Below are 15,418 nucleotides of genomic sequence, written 5' to 3' on the forward strand. Positions count from 1 at the left end.
CAACAGAGCGCACCCTTGAAGGGTGCGCGCCGCAGCAAATATCACCTAAACGCTAAGTTACCAATCGTAGGTCAGGCTCGACACCACCGTGCGTCCTTCCCCGTAGTAGCAATCCAGATCACTGGTGCACTGCGAGACGTAGGTCTTGTTGCTGAGGTTCTGCACGTTCATCGCCAGCTTCACGCCCTTGAGCTTGAGCGGCGAGGCGCCCAGGTCGTAGCTTAGGCTTGCATCGTAGACACTGTAGGACGGCACGTTGAAGGCGCCTTCGTAGTAGTCGCCCAGGCTTTGACGGGCGTAACGCACGCCAAGCCCTGCACCCAGCCCCGCCAAGGGCGTGTCGCCGAGCACGGTGTAGTTGACCCACATCGAGGCGGTGAGTGGGGAGATGCCGGCCGGGTGGCGACCTTGGCGGCCATCGTTGTCCTTGGTGTATTTGACGTCATTGCGCGCAGCCGAGGCGACCACGTCCCAGGCATCACTCAAGACGGCCTTGGCTTCCAGTTCAACACCTCGCGAGCGCAGGGCGCCGCTTTGGGTGCTGAAGGTGGTGTCCACCGGGTTGGTGGTCAGCACGTTTTCCTGATCCAGTTGATAAACAGAGGCCTGGATGAAGCTCTTCTGGCCCGGCGGCTGGAACTTCACGCCGACTTCGTACTGTTTGCCGGTGGAGGGTTCGAAGGATTTTCGGTTCGCATCAGTGCCGGCCAGCGGCAGGAAGGATTCCGAATAGCTGACGAAGGGCGACACGCCGTTATCGAACAGGTACACCAGGCCCGCACGGCCGGTGAATGCCTGGTCTTTGCTGGCAAAGCGGGTGTCCTGTATCGGCTCCTTGTTCACCACATTCGCCCAGTCATAGCGGCCACCGAGTACCAGCACCCATTTATCCAGCTTGATCTGGTCCTGCAGATACAGGCCGGTCTGGGTAATGGTGCGGTCCCAGCGGTACGGTTGGCCGAAGTTCAAGGGCTGGCCGTACACCGGTTTGAACAGGTCGATGATCGGCGGGTTGCGGTCATACAGGCCATGGAACTGCGAGTTGGAATGGTAGTAGTCCAGGCCAACGATGAAGGTGTGGGACAGTGCGCCCGTGTCGAATTCAGCCTGGGCGATGCTGTCCACGCCGAACACTTTGTTGGTCTGCGACCAGTCCACGCCGAAGCGTTGCAGGTAGCGTTGGTCCTGCACGCCGGTGTTGGGGTTGGCGACAAAGCGGTAGCCGTGCAAGGGCGCGGTGTAGCGGTCGTCGACCTCGGCGTAACGGGCGTTTTGCTTAAGGGTCCAGATGTCGTTGAGGCGATGGGAAACTTCGTAACCCAGCACGTATTGCTCGCGGTTGTACTGGTTGACGCCCGGCTCGCCGATAAACACATCGCGCTTGATCTTGCCGTTGGGGTTGTCCCACAGCGTGCCGGACGCCGGCAGGCCTTGGGCTTCGGGCACGCCTTTGTCTTTCTGGTACTGGGCGAACAGGGCCAGGCTGGTGTCGTCGTTGGGGCGCCAGGTGAGGCTGGGGGCGATGAACTGGCGCTTGTTTTCGACGTAGTTGATTTCGTCTTGCGCGTCATTCGCCAGGCCGGTCAGGCGGTAGAGAAACTGCCCCTCCTCGTCCAACGGGCCGCTCAGGTCGATGGCCGCGCTTTTGTGTTCGTAGGTGCCGGCTTCCAGTACCACTTGATGTATCGGCGTTTCGCTGGGGCGCTTGCTGACCATATTGACGATACCGCCCGGCTGGTTCTGGCCGTAAAGCACGGACGCCGGGCCTTTGAGCACTTCGATGCGTTCCAGGGAATACGGTTCGATCTGCAACGCGCCCCCGGTGCTGCCACCGCCATAAGGCAGGTGCAGACCGTCCAGGTACAGCGGCGTGGGCGAGAAGCCGCGTGACGTCGGCTCGTCGAACAGTTTGACTCGGTCGGCAAAGCCGCCGGCCGTCATGCCGGGGGTATAGAGCAACGCCTGGGTGACACTCTGGGCGCCACGTGCCTTGATCTCGGCGGCGGTGATCACGTTGATCGTCTGGGGAATTTCCACCAGCGCCGAGTCGGTCTTGCTGCCAGAGGCGCTGCGCTTGGCGACAATACCGTCCACCGGGCCCCAGGCGCTTTCCTGCTCCTGCCGGCCACTTATCTGGGTCGCGCCCAACTGCAAGGCTCCGTCGCCGGAAAGGGCCTGCAACGACCAACCGCCCTGGGATTGCACCGCCGCCAAACCGCTGCCCGCCAGCAAGCGCTGCAACCCCGAACCTACGCCGTAACGCCCTTTCAAGCCGGCGCTGCGCTTGCCGTCGGTGAGCGATGCGTCAACCGACAGCAAGATGCCTGAGGCACTGGCGAAACGGTTCAACGCCTGGTCGAGGCTGCCCGCGGGAATGTCATAGCTGCGCAGCGCTTCGGTGCTTTCTTCGGCTTGAACCATGCTCGGCAGTACAGGCGCCGTTGCCAGCAGGCCGGCAAACAGGCCACGACGCAGCGCGCGGGCCAAAGGTTGGATTGGGTGGTGCGACATGGCAGGACTCCCCGTGAGAACGCTTCTTGATTGGCTTTCAAGAGGTATCCCGAACGGGCCGCAGAAACCGACAAGCCCTGTACAAAGTATTTTCAGACCCGCGCCTTGATCGTTACCCAGTAACGGGTCACCGCCTGCACGTGCACGGGCAATGAACGCTCCAAGGCCGCCAGGATCGCGTCGGTGTCGTTCAGCGGGAACACGCCGGTCAACAGCAGCTTCGACACCGCCTGATCACAGCGCAACAGGCCCGGGCGGTAGCGGCTCAGTTGCGCCACGAACTCACCCAACGGCTGGCGCTCGGCAACCAGACGGTGCTCGGTCCAACTGCCGGCATTGGCGCTCACTGCCGGCAACGCGGTGCTTTGACGCGCGTTGAACCACAGGCTGTCCCCTGCCTGCATATGCACCGGCGTACCCTGCAACGGCGTGACCCGCAGGCGACCTTCGTACAAATCCACGCGGCTGCCGTCGGGCAGTTCACGCACCGCAAAGCGCGTGCCCAACGCCTGCACATCACCGGCTGGCGTTTCGACGATCAACGGGCGCGAGGCGTCGTGGCCGCTGGTCAGCAGGACCTCGCCTCGGATCAGCCGAATACGCCGCTCGGTAGCACTGAAACGCAGGTCTACGGCGCTGTCACTGTTAAGGTCCAGTTGCGTGCCGTCGCTCAAGGTCATATGGCGAATTTCGCCCGTGGCGGTACGCAGCTCTGCAAAGGCCGCTTGCCAGGTTTCACTGCGTTGCACCAGGTAGCCGCTGCCACCGGCCACCAACAGCAGGCCGAGCAGTTTGAGCGCGGCCCGGCGTTGGGTATCCGGGGTGTCGCGCAATACTGCGCGAGCGCTGTCGGCAGGTACGCCGCCCAGGGTGTGTTGCAGCTGCTGCAAGCGCTGCCAGGCGCGGCGGTGTTCCGGGTCTGCGGCCTGCCAGCGGGCAAACGCCTGGCGCTGCTCGCCCTTGAGCTCGCCGCCCCATTGCAGCATCAACCACTCGCTGGCTTGCTCGACAATCGCGGGGGCGATAGGCGCGTCGTGTTTCATTCTTCGTACACCACCTGGTAGCAGGCGACAATGGCGCGGGTCATGTACTTCTGCACCGAGCTGACGGTGACGCCCAGGCGTTCGGCGATTTGCGCATAGCTCAAGCCTTCGAACTGCGAAAGTAAAAACGCACGGCGTACATTGTCGGGCATGCGGTCGAGCATGGCGTCGATCTGCATCAGGGTTTCGAGGATCAGCGCGCGGGTTTCCAGGGAAGGCGACTCGGGCTCGGGCAGGTGCGCGATGCTTTCCAGGTACGCACGCTCGATGCGCAGGCGGCGCCATTGGTCGATCACCAGGTTGCGGGCGATCTGCGCCAAGTAGCTGCGGCTTTCTTTGTCACCCGGGAAGCGCCCGGCCACCAGCAGGCGCAGGAAGGTGTCCTGCGCCACATCGGCGGCCTGTTCGCGGTCGCCCAGGCGCTTGCGCAACCAGCCTTGCAGCCAGCCATGATGGTCGCGGTACAGGATGTGAAGCTGTTGCTGGCCGTCAGTCGCGATGCCCATGAAAAGCTCAGACGTGTTATTGAGAGCAATTATCATTACATCTTATTTGGCGACTGACAAAAACTCTTTCTCGCTCAGCGCACAGCGGTCTGCAACGGGTACACCGACTCCCACCCTCCTCCCAGCGCTTTGTACAGCCCGACCATGGCCAACGACACGCCGGTGGAGCTTTCCACCCACTGCTCCTGCGTCGCCAGCAATGCGCTTTGCACGGTGAGTACGTTGACGAAATCCGCCACGCCTTCGACGTACTGATGTTGCGCAGTGGTCAGTGCGATCTGGTTCTGGCGCACCGCTTCGGCCAGGCTGTCGCGACGCAGTTGGCTGGCGTTGTAGCGGGACAGTTGATCATCGATTTCATGCCAGGCGCGTAGCACGGTTTGCTGGTAGGCCAGCGCCGCTTCCTGTTGCTGGGCTTCACGCAAATCGACCATGCCTTGCAGGCGCCCGCCGTTGAACAGCGGCAGGCTCAATTGCGGGCCGAAGGCAAAGGCACGGGAACCCCAGGAACCGAGGTCCGACAGTTGCAGGGCTTGGGAGCCGAGGCTGCCGGACAGGGTAATGCGCGGGTAGAAATCGCCCTTGGCCACGCCGATGCTGGCAGTGGCGGCGTGCAAGCGAGCTTCTGCCTGACGGATGTCTGGGCGCCGTTCAGCCAGCTCCGATGGCAAGCCGATCGCGACCTGGCGCTGGGTTTGCGGCACAGCTGCATCCTTGGACAGCTGCGCGTGCAGGGCCTGGGGCGGCTCGCCCATCAGCAGGCTAAGGGCGTTGATCAATTGGTCCTGGCGCTGTTGTAAATCCGGCAGGCGCGCCTCGATAGCCGCGACTTGAGCGGCGGCTTCGGCCACGTCCAGGTCGGTCGCGACGCCGTCGGCCAGACGCAGTTGCGAGAGCTTGAGGCTGTGGCGCGCGACGTCGAGGTTTTGCTCGGTCACGGCGCGGGTATTTTGTACGCCGCGCAGTTGGATGTAATCCTGGGCGGTCTCGGCCAGTACCGACAACAGCACGGCGCGACGGTCGTTTTCGGCGACTTCCAGGGTGGCGTCGGCGGCTTCGGTTTCGCGCTTGACCCGGCCCCAGAAGTCCAGTTCCCAAGAAGCGGAGAAGCCCATGTCCCATTGGTTGAAGGCTGCGCGGCCATTCTCGCCGGAAGGGTCGTTCAAACCTTTGCCACTGTTACGTTTGCGCTGGTAGCCGCCACCGGCATCCACATTGGGGTAACGCTCGGCGGTGGTCACCTGGCGTACGGCGCGGCTCTGTTGCAGGCGGCTGCTGGCCAGTTTCAAGTCGAGGTTATCGCTAAGGGCGCGGCGTGTCAGGGCGGAAAGCTGCGCGTCGTGGAACACGTCCCACCAGCGTTCCTGCAAGGGGTCGCTGACGGCGCGGCTGGCGGCCTGGCGGCCCTGGGGTTCGCTCCACTGATTGATCTGCGGGCTCTCGGGCCGCTGGAAGTCGGGACCGACCGTGCAGGCACTCAGGCTGATCAGGCTCAAGGTGAGCCAAGCGAGGTGTTTCATTGCTGGGCCACCTCACGCTGTTGCGCGACCGGCCGGGTGTCGACGCTGGCTTCCACCGACATGCCGACGCGCAAACGCTCGGTCAGTGGCTGGTTCGGTTCGAGGACGATCTTCACCGGAATACGCTGCACCACCTTGGTGAAGTTGCCGGTGGCGTTGTCGGGCTTGACCGAGGCGAAGGTCACCCCGGTGGCAGGCGCCAGGCTTTCCAGATGGCCTTTGAGCAGTTCGCCGTCAAGGCTGTCGACGCTGACTTGCACCGCTTGCCCCGCGTGCATATGCGACAGTTGGGTCTCTTGGAAATTGGCCACCACGTAGGCTTCGGCCAGTGGCACCACCGCGAGGATCTTGCTGCCCGGTGTCACATAGGCGCCGACCCGCACCGCACGCTCACCGACCATGCCATCCACCGGTGCGACAATGCGCGTGTAAGACAGCTGATAACTGGCCATTTCCAGCGCGGCCTGGGCGCGTTTGAGCCCACCTTCGGCGGCGTCGCGCTGGGCGGTGAGGATTTCCACCTGCTTGCGTTCGGCGGCCAGCACGGCGGTGGATTTGGCCAGGCGCGCGGTAGCCTGGTCGATGCGGGTCTTGGCTTGCTGGGCGTTCTGCACGGTGCCCGCACCAACGCCAGCGAGGTGGTTGTAGCGATTCAGTTCATGCTCGGCAAACGCCACTTCTGCGCGATCTGCTGCCACGGTGGCCTGGGCCTGGGCGATCACCGAGCTTTGGCGCTCCAGGGTCGCGCTGGCGTTTTTCAGCTGGGCCTGGGCGACCAGGGTGTCGGCATCGGCGGCCTGGGCGGCGGCGCGAAAATCGCGGTCGTCGATCAACGCCAACAGTTGGCCAGCCTTGACGCGCTGGTTGTCTTCTACCAGCACTTCCTTGATGAAGCCTGCCACCCGCGGCGCCACCAGAGTGAAGTCGGCGGCGACAAAGGCGTCGTTGGTGGTCTGGTGCTTGCTGCCCAGTACGCCCGGCGCAATCAGGTAAACCAGCACGCCGACGGCAAATACAGCAATAACGGAGACGGCAATTTTGTCTTTGCGTTTCATGGAAAGTCCTTGAGGTCAGGCCGGAGCGCGAGGCGGATAGATCCGCGTGGGCATCCAGAAAATCAGCAGGATCAACGCCACCGCGACACCGGCCATGACGACGTAAAGATCCGAAGAGGTCAGCACCACGGTCTGCTCGTGCAAGCGGTGGGCGAGGCCCGGCGCGTCAGCGTCGGCCAGGGGCGAATTGCCCAGGCGGTCCACCAACATGGTTGAATGGAAATGCCCGCGCTGGGTGGTCAATGTATCCAGCACCGCAGTGGCGATCACAGCAGCCAGGCCTTTGACGGTATTGAACCAGGCCGAGGCAAACGGCCCTTCGATGGGCTGGATACTGCCGGTGGACAGCATCAGCAGCGGCAGCACGGCCATCGGCTGACCGAAAATCTGCAGCAGGTACCAGCCGTAAAAGTCGTCACGAATCCACGCCGAAGTCAGGTGAGAACTGCCGATGCAGCACAGCACCAACATGCTCAGGCCAATGCCCAGCACCCAGCGGCAATCGACCCAGCGCAGGTTGCACAGCGCCGCCACCAGCGGCAGTGCAATCAACTGTGGCAGCGCCATCAGCAGCATCACCGGCGCAGTTTGCAGCGGCCGGTAACCCTGGACCTGGGCGAGGAAACTGGACGGGATGATGATCACCGAGGTCAGCACCATCAGCACGCCGGCCAGCACGATCAGGGCGAAGGCCAGGTTGCGCAGGCCGAGCATCTGCAGGTTGAAGAAGGGCAGCGGCTGTGACCATTCGTTGAGCATGAACAGCACCAGCAACACTGTGCCGCCACACAGCAGGAAGGTAATCAGGCCCGACTCGAACCAGTCCAGGCGATTGCCTTGCAACAGGCCGATCACCAGCATGCAAATCGCCGGAAAGCCCAATAGCAGGCCACGCCAGTTGAACTGCTTGAAGCGCTCCAGGCGCAGCGGGTCTTGTGGCAAACCGTAGGCCACGGCCGCCATGGCCAGCAGGCACGGCGCGACGATCTGCCAGAACGCCCACTGCCAGCCGACGTATTCGGTCCACAACGCCGCCAGCGGCGTGCCCAGGCTGGGCCCGAAGGTGGCGGTCAGTGCGTAACCGGCCAACCCGTACAACTTGACGTTGGCCGGCAAAAAACGCAGCGCCACGGTCATCAGCATCGGCGGCAGCGCGCCACCGGCCAGGCCTTGCACGGTACGCAGCAGCAGCAGGCTTTCGTAGTTCGGCGCAAACGGGCAAAGGATGCCCAGCACGGTGAACAAACCGATAGCGCACAGGGTGAAGCGACGCAGGGAAAACGTCACCGAACACCACGGCGCGAAGGCCATGGCTGCCACGGAGGTGGCGGTATAGGCGGCGACCAACCACGTGCCTTCATCAAAACCGATGTACAGCGCGCCACGGATATCGGCGAGAGCAACCTTGGTGACCATCTCGTTGAGACCGGAGACCAGCACCGCCAGCAACACGCCGAGCAAGCCGATGATGATGCGCGGGCCGAACACGGGTGGGCTCGGGGCCGTAGGTTTGGCTGCGGCCTGGAGGACGGGGGCAGCGAGGGACGTCATGAACAGGTAACTCGGAATGAGAAATACCCGAGCAGTTTAATCAGGCACTCTCATGACAAAAAGTTACTTGTTGGCAGGTTATAAGTGCGCCAGGCGCAACTTTGAACATCAACACTGAACCCTGTGGGAGCTGGCTTGCCTGCGATAGCGCCAGTTCAGTAAGAGATTCAGTGACTGACACGCCGCCTTCGCAGGCAAGCCAGCTCCCACATTCATCCGCGTTCGCTTTATACCGGCTGGGCTTCTAGCCAGGTGGCATGACAGCTTTCGCGCATGGTTTCACGCAGCCATTTGTGCGCCGGGTCTTTGTCGAAACGTGGGTGCCAGGATTGGGCCAGGACCAGGGTTGGCAGTGGAATCGGCAAGGCAAATGCACGCAGTGGCAGGTTCAGACGCTTGGCGCTCAGGAGGGCTTCCTTGGGCACCGGCAGCAGCAGGTCGGAATCGGGCAGCATGAACATCGCACCGTGAAAGCCTGGGGCGATCATGGCCACACGGCGCTCCAGGCCTTGGGCATTCAACGCGGTATCGATGGGCCCACGGGCGATGCCGCGCCGGGAGATGCTGATGTGGGAGTAGCTGGCAAAGCGTGCCGCCGTGATTTCTTCGTCGAACAGCGGGTGGTCTTGTCGTGCCAGGCCGACAAAGGTGGTGGAGAACAGGTTCTGCACCTTCACTTCCGGGCTGGCAGGCATGGTGTTGCTCACCCGCAAGTCCAACCGCCCTTCGCGCAGGGCTTCATCGTCAGTGTCGCCTTCGGGCACAAAGCGCAGCTCACACAACGGCGCCACACGCTCCATGGTGTCGAACAGTCGCCCGCCATACACGCCGATGAAAAAGTCATTGGCGCGCACGCTGAAGCGGCGGCGCAAGGTGCTCAAATCGACTTGGTCCGCCGAACGGAACAGCAACGCAGCCTGCTCCACCACATTGCGCACCTGGCCTTGCAGCTCGAGCGCCTTGGGCGTCGGCACCAGGCCACGGCCGGCACGCACCAGGATCGGGTCACCGACCGCTTCACGGATACGCGTGAGGGTGCGGCTCATGGCGGCCGGGCTGAGGTTCATCCGCCGCGCGGCGCCCACCACACTGCCCTCGTCGAGCAACGCGTCGAGGGCGACCAGCAGGTTCATGTCTGGTAGTTGCATGCCAAGCACTCGTGGTCCGTTGGGAGTGAACTGGGCGCAATCCTAGCAGGCTTTATCGGGTTAGAACGGCGCGTCACCCTGAATCGTGGTGCGGTACAACTTGCGGCGCAGATGGCTTGGGCACCCGGCGGCCAGGTGGATCAGCGAGCGGTTGTCCCAGAACACCAGGTCGTGGGGCTGCCACTGATGACGGTAGATATTTTCCGGCAGCACGCTGTAGGCATAGAGCTGGGCCAGCAGGTCACGGCTTTCGTCATCGGGCAAGCCGACGATACGGGTGGTGAAGCCCTCGCTGACGAACAGCGCCTTACGGCCGTTTTCCGGGTGGGTGCGCACAACGGGGTGCACCACTTCGGCAACCTGGGCGAGCTGTTCGGGGGTAAGGGTTGGGCGCCAGTTGCCTTCGAATTTGGTCTCGCTGTAGCGCGCCGTGTAGGAATGCGCGGCGCTGCGGCCTTCGACCGCGTTGCGCAGGTGACCTGGCAAGTGCTCCCAGGCTTTGTGCATATCGGCGAACAGAGTGTCGCCGCCTTCAGATGGCAGTTCCTGGGCATGCAGCATCGAACCCAGGCTGGGCAGTTCTTTGTATGACAGGTCCGAATGCCAGAACTTGCCTGCATCCCCCAGGCCGATGGATTGGCCGTTCTCGATGATGTTGGAAACGATCAGGATCTCGGGGTGGTTGGCCAACAGGAACTGCTTGAGCACATGGATCTGCAACACGCCGAAACGGCGGCTGAAGGCGATCTGTTGTTCGGGGGTGATGCGTTGGTCGCGGAACACGATGACGTGGTAGTCCAAGTGTGCGCGATGGATGCGGGCGAAGTCCTGCTCGTTGACTGGGCGGGACAAGTCCAGGCCGATGATCTCGGCGCCGACACTGCCGGGGAAGGGGTGGATGTCGAAGGTTTGGAGGGCGGTGGTGGCAGACATTTGATTCATTCCCGGCGGACAGGGGAGTGAATTTATAGGCATAAGGATGGAAGCTTAAATACCGTTAGCGCATATGGATATGGCGTTTGGTTTGAGCTGTAGCGTGATGCTGACGGCTCACCGGGGGCAAGCCCCTCCCACATTCTGATTGGTGAACGCATTCAAATGTGGGAGCTGGCTTGCCTGCGATAAGGTCGGACAGGCGCTGAAGATCAACGCTCGTGCAACGCCTCGGCCCGCGCCTTGATGATCGGCTTGAGCAGGTAGCTGAGGATGCTTTTCTTGCCGGTGATGATATCCACCGAAGCAACCATGCCGGGGATGATCAGCAGCGGCTTCTCATCGGTGCCCAAGTGGCTGCGGTCGGTGCGCAGAGTGATCATGTAGTAGGTGGTCTTCTTGTCTTCATCAGTGATGGTGTCGGCGCCGATGCGTTCGAGCTTGGCCTTCAGGCCACCGTAGACCGTGTAGTCGTAAGCGGTGAACTTGACCACCGCTTCCTGCCCTGGGTGCAGGAAGGCGATGTCTTGCGGGCGGATCTTGGCCTCTACCAGTAGGGTGTCGTCCAGCGGCACGATTTCGACCATGTCGCTGCCCGGCTGGATCACACCCCCAACGGTGTTGACCAGCAACTGCTTGACGATCCCGCGCACTGGCGAGGTGACCAGGGTGCGGCTGACCCGGTCTTCCAGCGCGCGGCCGGTGGACTCGGCCTTGTTCAGTTCAGTACGGGCTTCGTTGAGTTGGGTCAGGGCTTCGCTGCGGAATTTGCCGCGGGTTTCATCGATCTTGCGTTGCACTTCCTTGATCGCCGATTCAGCACGCGGGATCGCCAGGGTGGTGGCGTCCAACTGCCCGCGGGTTTCCATTTCGGCGCGCTTGAGGCGCAGCACTTCTACCGGCGACACCGCGCCCTGGGCCACCAGCGGCTCGGACATGTTGATTTCCTGGCGTTGCAGGGACAACTGGCTGCGGTATTGGCCCTGCTTGGAGGTGAACTCGCGCAGTTCCTGTTGGCGTTGCACGAGTTGCTCCTGCAAGCCGCCGACTTCGTCTTTCAACTGCTGGCGGCGGCTTTCATACAAGGAGCGCTCGTTGGCGGCCTGGCTCGGCGCGGCCTTGAGCACCTCGTCAGGGATGTTCAGCGGGCGGTCATCCACCTGGGCGCTCAAACGCTCGACACGCAGTTGCATGGCCAGGCGCAGGGCTTCGGTTTCCCCGGCGTTGGAGACAAACCGCGTGTCGTCGAGACGAATCAACGGCGCGCCAGCCTCTACGATCTGGCCTTCCTTGACGTACAGCTCGGCGACGATGCCGCCTTCAAGGTTCTGGATTTTCTGCAGCTTGGACGACGGAATCGCCTTGCCGTCGCCACGGGTCACTTCGTCGATCTGGGAGAAACCGGCCCACACCATCAGAAATACAAAGAACGCGATGATTGCCCAGATGGTCAGGCGGATGACCCGTGGCGCATCTTCGATCAGCGCCTTGTTGACCTCGGGCAGCGGCTGGCCCTGCAGCGAATCGGAGCCTTTGAAGTAGCGGCCGACCGCACTCTTGATGGAGTTAAGCAACACTGATCTGCCCCTTCTTCAACGCTTCCATGACCACGGCTTTCGGGCCGTCCGCGAGAATCTGCCCACGGTCGACCACCAGCAGGCGATCAACCAGGGAGAGCAGTGAGGCTCGGTGCGTGACCAGCACCACGGTCTTGTTTTGCACCACGGCTTGCAGGCGTTGCTTCAAGCGTTCTTCACCGGTGTTGTCCATGGCGCTGGTGGGTTCATCCAGCAACAGCATGGGCGGGTTGAGCAGCAGCGCACGGGCCAGTGCAACGTTCTGGCGCTGGCCGCCGGACAGGTTCTGCCCACGCTCGCCGACTTGCAGTTCGTAGCCTTGGGGATGCAGCCGGGCAAATTCGTGCACACCAGCCAGTTCGGCGGCTTGCAGGACCATTTCATCCTCGACGTAGCGCGCACCGCTGACCAGGTTGTCGCGCAGGGTCCCGGCCAGCAATTGAATGTCTTGGGCGACATAGCCGATGTTGTGGCGCAGTTCGCTCACGTCGATCTGGCGCACGTCCACGCCGTCCACCAGCAAGGAGCCGGAGTCGGGTTGGTAAAGGCCGACGATCAGCTTGGCCAGGGAGCTTTTGCCCGAGCCGCTGCGGCCGATGATGCCGATTTTTTCCCCTGGCTTGATCACCAGGTTGATGTTTTTCAGCGCCAGGTTCTGCTGGTTCGGGTAGGTGAAGTTCAGGCCCCGGCACTCGATGGCGCCTTGCAGGGTGCGCCGGCTCATGGGGCGCTCTTCGAAATTACGCTCCTGGGGCAGCTCCATCATCTGGTCCACCGAGGTCATGGTGACCTTGGCTTGCTGATAGCGAGTCAGCAGGCCCGACAGCGAGGCCAACGGGCTCAAGGCACGGCCACTGAGCATGTAGCAGGCAATCAGGCCGCCCATGCTGAGGTTGCCGTCGATGATCTGGTACACGCCGAACACGATCATGATCACGCCGGCCAGTTGCTGGATCAGCAGGGTCATGTTCATCGACAGGCCCGACAGCAACTTTACCCGCAGCTCAAGCCGGCTCAGGGTACCGATGGTCTGTTCCCAGCCGTACTGACGCTCGCTCTCGGCATTGTTGACCTTGACCGCATCAAGCCCGGCGAGGGTTTCGATCAGGCTCGACTGGCGCTCGGCGGCCAGCGCCATGGTGCGTTCCATGGTCGCGACCAAGGGCTTTTGCAAGGCGTAGCCGATGCCCAGGGCCAGTGGGAACGCCAGCACCGGGATCCACACCAGGTGCCCGCCGAGAATGGCGATGACCAGGAAGATCAGCAGCGTAAACGGCAAGTCGATCAGGCTGGTGAGGGTCAGCGACGCGAGGAAGTCGCGCAGGCTTTGAAACTCATGGATGTTCTGCGCGAAGCTGCCGACCCGCGCCGGGCGGTATTTCATGGACATGCCGACGATGCGCTCGAACAGCGTGGCCGAGATGATCAGGTCGGTCTTTTTACCGGCCAGGTCCAGGCACAGGCTGCGCAGGCTTTTGAGGATCAGGTCGAACAGGTAGGCACCGCAGATGCCCACGGCCAGCACCCACAGGGTGGCGGTGGCCTGGTTCGGCACAACGCGGTCGTACACGTTCATCACGAACAGCGGCGCGGCCATGGCGATGATGTTGATCAGGAAGCTGGCGGCGATGGCGTCGGTGTAGAGCCAGCGTGAACGCATGAGGGTGTCACGGAACCACGAGCGTGCCCGCGGAATCAGGCTGCCGTGGTTGACGTCGAACTTGTGCTGCGGCTGTGCAAAGAAGACTTTGCCGATGTAGTCGTCGGCCAGTGCTTCGCGCTTGATCAGCACTTCACCGCCGTCGCTTTCGCTGAGCAGGATCCGCGCTTCATCTTCGCCCTCCCAGCCCACCAGCACGGTACTGCGACCGTCCTTGAGCAACAGCAGCGCCGGCAGTGCAATGGTCGGGATCTGTTCCAACTTGCGTTGCAGCAGCCGGCCTTGCAACCCGGCCCGCGCAGCGGCACGCGGTAGCAGTTCGGCACTCAAGCGTTGCGAAGGCAGCGGCAGGCCGGTGGTGAGCATGGCCGCACTGGCCGGTTTTTGATGCAGGGCGCAGAGCGCCAACAACCCGTCAAGTAACGGGTCGTCGTGCAGTGCGCGTGGATCATGACTGAGATGAACTCGACTGACTTCAGGTTCCACGCGGGGCACTCTCGACTAACAGATGGGGCTATTGGGGTGGCTCAATTCATCCCAGGCAGTTGGACTTTAGGTTTCACGTCGTTCTGCACGACGGAGGCCATTGGTGCAACCACTCCCTGGCTCTTGAGCAATTCGCCCATGGTCGCCTTGATTCGGTACTGAGTAAATAACTGAATGTTCTTGATTTCTTCCAGGCGGCGGGAAGCGGTGAACAATTCATTTTCGCTGTCGAGCAAATCCAACAGCGTACGTTGACCAAGGCTGAACTGTTGCTGGTAGGACGTGCGTACGCGGGTGCTGTGATCCACGTACTGCTGGGCGACCGGCAATTGCGCATTGGCGTTGTTCAGGGCGTTCCAGGCCAAGCCTAGTTCTTCATTGAGTTGGCGCAAGGCATTGTTACGGATGTCCAGCGCCTGGTTGGCCTGGTAGGACTTCGATTGCAGGTCGGCCTTGTTGCTACCACCGGCGAACAGGTTGAAGCGCATGCGCACCATGGCTTCCCAACCATTGCTGTGGTTGGGATCACCGGAGACGTTGTTGTCGGCGTTGGTACCCAATTCAGCGTCAAAACGCGGATAGAAGTTGGACTTGGCGGCGTCGTACTGCTTCTCGGCGGCTGAGATATCCGACTCGGCCGAACGCAGGATCGGGCTGTTGTCGAGCATCTGGCGACGCGCTTCATTCAGGTCTGCCGGCAGCATGGCCATGAATGGGGCCGGACGCTCGAGTTCGTCGGGCATCTGGCCGACGGCGCTGAGATAGTTGACCTGCGCATCGGCCAGGTTGGTCTGCTCGGTGATCAAGTTGTTACGGGCCTGGGCCAGGCGCGCTTCGGCCTGGTCCTGGTCGGCACCGTTGCCGACGCCGCGCTCGGTGCGCAACTTGATCTGGTCGTAGATGCGTTCGTGGTTGCGCAGGTTATCTTCGGCCAGGCGTACGAACTCACGACGGGTCAATACTTCCAGGTAAACCTGGGCAACGGTCAGCGCGGTGCGCTCGGAAGTCCCGAGCAAAGAGTAAGCGCGGGAATTAACGTTGGCTTGTTGACGCCCGACTTCGCTGGAGGTGGCGAAACCGTCAAAAATCATTTGCTGCAGGCGCAGGCTGGATTCACCGCGGTTGAGCGTGTCCCAGTGATTGCCGCCAGGGTTGTTGGCGCGGGTGGTGGCGTTGTCGGTTCCTTGGCGGCCGTAACCGGCGTTCAGGTCGACACGCGGCAGGTAGCCGCCTTGTGCGGCGCGCAATTGGTAATCGGCAGCGATGCGGCTGTTAACACCTGCCTGGATTTCCGGGTGTACATCCAATGCCTGTTGCATGGCTTGGGGCAGTGTCTGGGCTTGTACGAAACTGGCGGCGAGAACGAACGGTATTGCCTTGAACAGGTGCAGACGCATTTAAAATTCCCTAGGACTTCTTGTCTCAAAT

11 protein-coding genes are annotated in these 15,418 nt (G+C 62.2%); all 11 read right to left on the reverse strand.

Going from position 1 to position 15,418, the window contains the following annotated elements:
- Nucleotides 1-57: 57 nt before the first annotated feature.
- The 11 genes from FXO12_RS17570 to FXO12_RS17620 all read right to left on the reverse strand — a co-directional run bounded on the left by FXO12_RS17570 (nt 58) and on the right by FXO12_RS17620 (nt 15,387).
- A complete protein-coding gene (locus tag FXO12_RS17570; RefSeq protein WP_160049716.1) occupies nt 58-2,511 on the reverse strand; it encodes a TonB-dependent siderophore receptor in 2,454 nt (817 codons plus the stop codon).
- 92 nt (nt 2,512-2,603) lie between these two features.
- Nucleotides 2,604-3,554 carry a FecR domain-containing protein gene (locus FXO12_RS17575; protein WP_057977804.1) on the reverse strand — a complete coding sequence of 317 codons (951 nt, stop codon included), beginning with the start codon at nt 3,552-3,554 and terminating at the stop codon, nt 2,604-2,606.
- Complete coding sequence (locus tag FXO12_RS17580; protein WP_019819531.1) at nt 3,551-4,060, reverse strand: sigma-70 family RNA polymerase sigma factor; 510 nt, start codon at nt 4,058-4,060, stop codon at nt 3,551-3,553. Before FXO12_RS17580 ends, FXO12_RS17575 begins: the two co-directional genes overlap by 4 nt.
- A 74-nt stretch (nt 4,061-4,134) precedes the next feature.
- A complete protein-coding gene (locus tag FXO12_RS17585; protein ID WP_057977802.1) occupies nt 4,135-5,580 on the reverse strand; it encodes an efflux transporter outer membrane subunit in 1,446 nt (481 codons plus the stop codon).
- A complete protein-coding gene (locus FXO12_RS17590) occupies nt 5,577-6,635 on the reverse strand; it encodes an HlyD family secretion protein (RefSeq protein WP_057977800.1) in 1,059 nt (352 codons plus the stop codon). Before FXO12_RS17590 ends, FXO12_RS17585 begins: the two co-directional genes overlap by 4 nt.
- Nucleotides 6,636-6,650: 15 nt before the next feature.
- Nucleotides 6,651-8,186, reverse strand: a complete 1,536-nt coding sequence (locus FXO12_RS17595) for an MFS transporter (protein ID WP_034125415.1) — start codon at nt 8,184-8,186, stop codon at nt 6,651-6,653.
- Between the two features lie 227 nt (nt 8,187-8,413).
- Nucleotides 8,414-9,334 (reverse strand): LysR family transcriptional regulator, encoded by a 921-nt coding sequence (locus FXO12_RS17600; RefSeq protein WP_034125414.1) that lies wholly within the window; start codon nt 9,332-9,334, stop codon nt 8,414-8,416.
- A 60-nt stretch (nt 9,335-9,394) separates the two neighbouring features.
- Complete coding sequence (locus FXO12_RS17605) at nt 9,395-10,267, reverse strand: TauD/TfdA family dioxygenase (protein WP_087149556.1); 873 nt, start codon at nt 10,265-10,267, stop codon at nt 9,395-9,397.
- A gap of 212 nt (nt 10,268-10,479) precedes the next feature.
- Nucleotides 10,480-11,844, reverse strand: coding sequence for an HlyD family type I secretion periplasmic adaptor subunit (locus tag FXO12_RS17610; protein WP_057977796.1), 1,365 nt, complete (start codon nt 11,842-11,844; stop codon nt 10,480-10,482).
- Entirely contained in the window at nt 11,834-13,990 is a 2,157-nt protein-coding gene (locus FXO12_RS17615) for a type I secretion system permease/ATPase (RefSeq protein WP_034125412.1), read from the reverse strand. The genes FXO12_RS17610 and FXO12_RS17615 overlap by 11 nt, the downstream gene beginning before the upstream one ends.
- A 41-nt stretch (nt 13,991-14,031) precedes the next feature.
- Nucleotides 14,032-15,387, reverse strand: coding sequence for a TolC family outer membrane protein (locus FXO12_RS17620; RefSeq protein ID WP_034125411.1), 1,356 nt, complete (start codon nt 15,385-15,387; stop codon nt 14,032-14,034).
- Nucleotides 15,388-15,418: the final 31 nt, after the last annotated feature.

It is taken from the genome of Pseudomonas sp. J380 (genome assembly GCF_009827115.1).
Taxonomy (GTDB): Bacteria; Pseudomonadota; Gammaproteobacteria; order Pseudomonadales; family Pseudomonadaceae; genus Aquipseudomonas; species Aquipseudomonas paracarnis.

Coding starts and splice junctions, on each gene's coding strand:
- FXO12_RS17620 (WP_034125411.1), bottom strand. CDS start 15,387: ATGCGTCTGCACCTGTTCAAGGCAATACCGTTCGTTCTCGCCGCCAGT.
- FXO12_RS17575 (WP_057977804.1), bottom strand. CDS start 3,554: ATGAAACACGACGCGCCTATCGCCCCCGCGATTGTCGAGCAAGCCAGC.
- FXO12_RS17580 (WP_019819531.1), bottom strand. CDS start 4,060: ATGGGCATCGCGACTGACGGCCAGCAACAGCTTCACATCCTGTACCGC.
- FXO12_RS17570 (WP_160049716.1), bottom strand. CDS start 2,511: ATGTCGCACCACCCAATCCAACCTTTGGCCCGCGCGCTGCGTCGTGGC.
- FXO12_RS17585 (WP_057977802.1), bottom strand. CDS start 5,580: ATGAAACACCTCGCTTGGCTCACCTTGAGCCTGATCAGCCTGAGTGCC.
- FXO12_RS17595 (WP_034125415.1), bottom strand. CDS start 8,186: ATGACGTCCCTCGCTGCCCCCGTCCTCCAGGCCGCAGCCAAACCTACG.
- FXO12_RS17605 (WP_087149556.1), bottom strand. CDS start 10,267: ATGTCTGCCACCACCGCCCTCCAAACCTTCGACATCCACCCCTTCCCC.
- FXO12_RS17590 (WP_057977800.1), bottom strand. CDS start 6,635: ATGAAACGCAAAGACAAAATTGCCGTCTCCGTTATTGCTGTATTTGCC.
- FXO12_RS17600 (WP_034125414.1), bottom strand. CDS start 9,334: ATGCAACTACCAGACATGAACCTGCTGGTCGCCCTCGACGCGTTGCTC.